At 73.2% G+C, this 4,676-nt stretch carries 5 protein-coding genes and 1 pseudogene (1 of these 6 running past the window's edge); 4 read left to right on the forward strand and 2 right to left on the reverse strand.

Features of this window, described 5'->3' with window-relative positions; all coding sequences use genetic code 11:
• Nucleotides 1–191 precede the first annotated feature (191 nt).
• Nucleotides 192–440 carry a hypothetical protein gene (locus tag ACFE67_RS13855; RefSeq protein ID WP_375407462.1) on the forward strand — a complete coding sequence of 83 codons (249 nt, stop codon included), beginning with the start codon at nucleotides 192–194 and terminating at the stop codon, nucleotides 438–440.
• 72 nt (nucleotides 441–512) lie between these two features.
• On the forward strand, nucleotides 513–1,115 hold the full coding sequence (locus tag ACFE67_RS13860) for a YdcF family protein (protein ID WP_375407463.1): 603 nt from the start codon (nucleotides 513–515) through the stop codon (nucleotides 1,113–1,115).
• Here the strand turns inward: ACFE67_RS13860 and ACFE67_RS13865 are convergent.
• Nucleotides 1,112–1,414: a hypothetical protein gene (locus tag ACFE67_RS13865; RefSeq protein ID WP_375407464.1), complete on the reverse strand. Its 303-nt coding sequence runs from the start codon at nucleotides 1,412–1,414 to the stop codon at nucleotides 1,112–1,114. The genes ACFE67_RS13860 and ACFE67_RS13865 overlap by 4 nt on opposite strands.
• Before the next feature lie 224 nt (nucleotides 1,415–1,638).
• On the opposite strand from ACFE67_RS13865, the gene ACFE67_RS13870 reads away from it, so the two are divergent.
• Nucleotides 1,639–3,093: a glycosyltransferase gene (locus ACFE67_RS13870; RefSeq protein WP_375407465.1), complete on the forward strand. Its 1,455-nt coding sequence runs from the start codon at nucleotides 1,639–1,641 to the stop codon at nucleotides 3,091–3,093.
• Between the two features lie 103 nt (nucleotides 3,094–3,196).
• Here ACFE67_RS13870 and ACFE67_RS13875 read toward each other — a convergent pair whose 3' ends face one another.
• On the reverse strand, nucleotides 3,197–3,622 hold the full coding sequence (locus ACFE67_RS13875; protein ID WP_375407466.1) for an SHOCT domain-containing protein: 426 nt from the start codon (nucleotides 3,620–3,622) through the stop codon (nucleotides 3,197–3,199).
• Nucleotides 3,623–3,669: 47 nt separating this feature from the next.
• On the opposite strand from ACFE67_RS13875, the pseudogene ACFE67_RS13880 reads away from it, so the two are divergent.
• Nucleotides 3,670–4,676: pseudogene (locus ACFE67_RS13880) on the forward strand (protealysin inhibitor emfourin); it runs 268 nt beyond the window's last position.

Genomic DNA, 4,676 nt, shown 5'->3' on the forward strand with positions numbered 1-4,676 from the left:
CGTCGGGACGACAGTCAACCAGCAGATCCGGTGCGGTGCGCTCCTGCCCGGATCCCCCGCGCTGCTCGCGTCCGCGCTGCTGGTGCCCGGCACGGGCGTCGTGCTGGTCCGGTCGCCGGACACGCCGCCGATGCCGGACGGGCGCCGTGTCGCACCCCCGGACGGGGGTCGTGGTCCGATAGAGATGACGCATGTGGATCGCGCTCGTCGTCGGGATCGTGGCCGGCTGGGTGGTGCTCGCGGCGCTGATCGCGCTCGTGATGGGCCGCGTGGTGAAGGTCGCGGAGCAGCGCCGCCCGAGGACCCGCGTCCGCCGGCCGGCGAGGACCGCGTTCGGGCGTGCCGTGCAGGCCGCCACCGGAGCGATCCCGGTCATCAGCGTCCGCACCCTGAAGGCCGTGACCGGGGCGATCCCGATCATCCGGGCCCGCAACAGCTGACCCGCCATGCCGGCTTGACGCAGAGCCGGACCCCTCGCGCCGAGCACCGCGGTACCCTGATCGGCGTCGGGCGTGCTGCTGCGCACCGCGTCCGCGCTCCTGGTCGCCGCCTGCGCCTGGAGGGCCGTGACGATCGGACAGCGCACTCGTCGCGTCGTGCGGCGGATCGGCGTCGCCGCGCTCGGCGGGCTCGTGGTCTGGGGGCTGCTGGGGCTGGTGTTCTTCGTGTCCCCCGCGGTCGACGCGATGCCGGAGCACGCGGACGTGCTGCTCGTGCTCGGTCCTCCGCTGCCGCAGCGGGTCGCCGTGGCGGAGCGCCTCCTTACCGACGGCACGGTCGGCGCCGCGCTGGTGTCGGTGCCGTACGACTCCATCCCGCCCGAGATCGCGGCGCTCTGCGCACGGCCCGACGTGATCTGCGCCGACCCGGACCCGCGGACCACGCGCGGTGAGGCGCGGATGCTGCGGCGCTACGCCGTCGAGCGCGGCTGGACGAGCGCCGTCGTCACGACCATGCCGGCGCACATCGCCAGGGCCCGCTCGATCGTCCGCCGCTGCTTCAGCGGCACGCTCTCGATGGTGTCGGACACCGAGGGGCCCTCCGGCGGCTGGCCCTACCAGTACGCGTACCAGACGGCCGCGACCGTGAAGAGCTGGCTGCTGCCGGGCTGCTAGCCCCAGCCGCCGTCGTCGTCCGCGCCGCCCTCGTCGTGGCGATGCCGCGCGTCGGCACGCGACTGCGCCCGCTCCGCCACGAGGGCGACGATCGCGTCGCTCTCCGCGGACTCTGCCCGGGCGCTGCGCGAGGCCCTGCGGCGGAGGCCCGCCAGCACCAGCACCAGCGACGGCCGGATCGGCTCCGTGCCGAGGGGCGCGACAGCGGCCGCGGGGGCGATGTCGAGGGCCGGGCGGCTGGGCGCCGCGGGCGTGCTCGCAGGCGTCATGAGCGGCGTCCGAACCATGGAGGTGGTCATGGCCGTGAGCGTAGGTTTCCGAGGATCTTCTCAGGCGCGCCTCGCCGTCGCGGGCGGAAAAGTCCCTCTCGGCACCCGTCCATGAAATCGGCCTGACCGGGATCTGCCACGCCGGACGGAATGCTGCCGTCACACGGCGATCGTGCGAACACTCTGAGCCGCCCCCGAACAGGGGCCCGACGACGGTGCAGCCGGCGGTCCGTGATCAGGAGGTCAGCCGTCCGATGAAGGTCTCCGTGGTGGTCCCCGTGTTCAATACCGGCGAAGCGATCGAGGCGCTGATCGATTCCCTCCGCGCCCAGACCCTTCCGGCCGACGCGTGGGAGGCCGTGTTCGTGGACGACGGCTCCTCCGACGACACCGCGGATCTCGTCGACTCCCTGATCGCGGAGGACGCGAACATGCGGCTCCTCCGCGAGAAGCCGTCGGGCTGGCCGGGCCGCCCGCGCAACGTCGGGCTGGACGCGGCGAAGGGCGACTACGTCTTCTTCAGCGACGACGACGACACGCTCGGGCCGGAGGCGCTGCAGCGGCTGACCGCGTTCGCCGATGCGAACCACGCCGATGTCGTGGTGCCGAGGACCGTCGGCCGCAACCGGGGCGTGCCGGCGATCACCCGCACGGTCGTCGACGCGCAGCACGAGCCGGCGCTGATCATGTCGTCCCTCGCGCCGCAGAAGCTCTTCCGCAGGGAGTTCCTCCGGACCGCGGGAATCCGCTTCAGGGAGGGCCACTTCCGCCTCGAGGACCACCTCTTCGTGACGACCGCCTACCTGCGGGCGGAGCGCGTGAGCACCTACGCCGACTACCCCTGCTACACCCTCGCGTACCGGCCGGGGCGCGCGCACATCTCGCAGCAGCGGCCCGACTGGCCGGCGTACTTCGCCAGCGTCCGCGCGTGCCTCGACCGCGTCGACGAGGAGGCGCGCGATCCGGAGGTCCGCCGCGCGATGCGCAGCAGGTGGCTGCGGGCCGAGGCGCTGTCCCGGCTCCGGGGCGACGCCTACGCGAAGCTGCACTGCCCCGAGCTGACGCACGAGGTGCGGCAGCTGCTGATCGACCGGTACCCGCCCGCCGAGCTGGCGCACCTGAAGCCGATCGACCACGCGCTCGCCATGCTCGCGATCGGCGGCGAGGACGACGACGTCGCCGCGCTGGCCGCCTGGGAGTCGTCGCTGCAGGTCACCAGCGAGGTCCGCTCGGCGCAGGTGGAGGCGAACGGCACGGCGCGGATCGAGCTGCATTCGACGCTGACTGCGGCCGCATCCCTGCCCGTCGTCGACGACGAGCGCGCGGTCCTGGAGCAGGTCGCGACCTTCGTCGACGTCGGTGTGGAGCTGCAGCACGTGCGCACCAAGGTCCGCCGCCCGCTCGCGGTCACCCATGCCGACGCCGTGACCGTCGCCGTGCTCGCGCCGGGCGAGGAGCCGCTCGCGACCGGGAGGTGGCGCGTCGTCGCGCTCGCCGGAGAGCACCGCTCGCGGCGCCGCCGGCCGGTGCAGGTGGTGGGCGAGCTGCCGCTCGAGCAGACCTTCCGCCGGGCCGGGACCCGCACCCTCCGCTTCTCGCAGGACGACGGGCTGATCCTGCGCGTCCGCGCCTCCGCACCGCTGGTGCCGGTCCCCCTCCATGTGCGGATCACCCGGCGTCTCCGACGCCTCGTCCCCGCGCTGGGCTGACCTCCGTCTCGTCTCCGCCCCCGCCTCCTCGCCCCCGACCCGCTGGTCGAGGTGCGAGCGCAGCGAGCCTCGAGACCACTCCGGAACCCTCTCCTCCTCGCGCCTACTCCAGCAGCCGCCGCTTCGCCCCCTCGAACTCCGCGGGGGTGAGCGCTCCGCCGTCCCGGAGGCGCACGAGGCGTTCCAGCTCGTCCGCGATGGAGGCGCTCCCCTCACCCGTCGTCGACGGCAGCGCGTCGGCGAGTCGCTGCAGGTCCTTCGCCTTCCCGGTGAACCGCTCGGTCGCGCCGAGCACCCGCAGCTCGAGGCCATCGGGGCCGATGCCGACATCGGACACGACGGTGAGCGGCCACGCCTCCTGCGACTGAGTGATGAACCCGAGGCCGCAGAACAGGAGGCGCCGGTCGGTGAGCATCAGCGCGCCCGAGTGCCGCTGCTCGGCGCGTTCCGCCCGGATCCAGAGCTGCTCGGCCTCGTCCGTCTGCAACGCCGAGCGCAGGACCGCGACGTGACGTTGCACCGAGACCATGCGCCCATCCTGACGGCGTTCCGGGTGGGAGCTGCCCAGAATGGGGCATGCACTGCTCCCTGGTCCCGCCGTACATCCTGCAGGCGCTCGCGCGGCACGAGGACCCCGTCGTGCGCGACGCCGCGATCGCGACCCTCGGCTTCGACAAGACCTTCGCGGTCAACCGGCTGCTCGGCGACCGGGCGATCCGGAACGCCGAGCGCACCGCCGTCGCCGTCGCCCCTCGCCTCCGGCGCCTGATCCACGACGCCCTGGGCGAGGAGACGCTGCCCGGCGAGCTGGTGCGCAGCGAGGGCGACGCCGCGAGCGCCGACATCGCCGTCGACGAGGCGTACGACGGCCTCGGCGACACATGGAGGCTCTATGCAGACGTGTACGGGCGGAACTCGATCGACGACGGCGGGCTGGCCCTCTCCGGCACGGTGCACTTCTCGCAGCAGTACGACAACGCGTACTGGGACGGCGAGCAGATGGTCTTCGGCGACGGGGACGGCGTCCTGTTCAACCGGTTCACGATCTCGCTCGACGTGATCGGCCACGAGCTGACCCACGGCGTCACCGGCGCGACCGCCGACCTCGCCTACAAGAACCAGTCGGGGGCGCTGAACGAGTCGATCTCGGACGTGTTCGGCTCGCTCGTGAAGCAGTACTCGCTCGGCCAGAGCGCGGAGGAGGCGGACTGGCTGATCGGTGCGGGCCTGCTCGCGGCCGACGTGCAGGGAGTTGCCCTGCGCTCGATGAAGGCGCCGGGTACCGCGTACGACGACGCCCGGCTGGGCGGCAAGGACCCGCAGCCCGCGCACATCCGCGACTACCTCCGCACGACGAGCGACAACGGCGGCGTCCACACGAACTCGGGCATCCCGAATCACGCCTTCTACCTGGCAGCGGTCCACCTCGGCGGCAACGCGTGGGAGCAGGCGGGGCACGTCTGGTACGCCGCACTGACCGGCGGCCAGCTGCAGCCGACCGCCACCTTCCCGCAGTTCGCGCAGCTGACGGTCGCGACCGCGGACCGCCTCTACGGCGCCGCCGCGAAGAAGGCGGTCGCGGA

This window comes from uncultured Amnibacterium sp., from assembly GCF_964244015.1.
Classification (GTDB): Bacteria; Actinomycetota; Actinomycetes; order Actinomycetales; family Microbacteriaceae; genus Amnibacterium.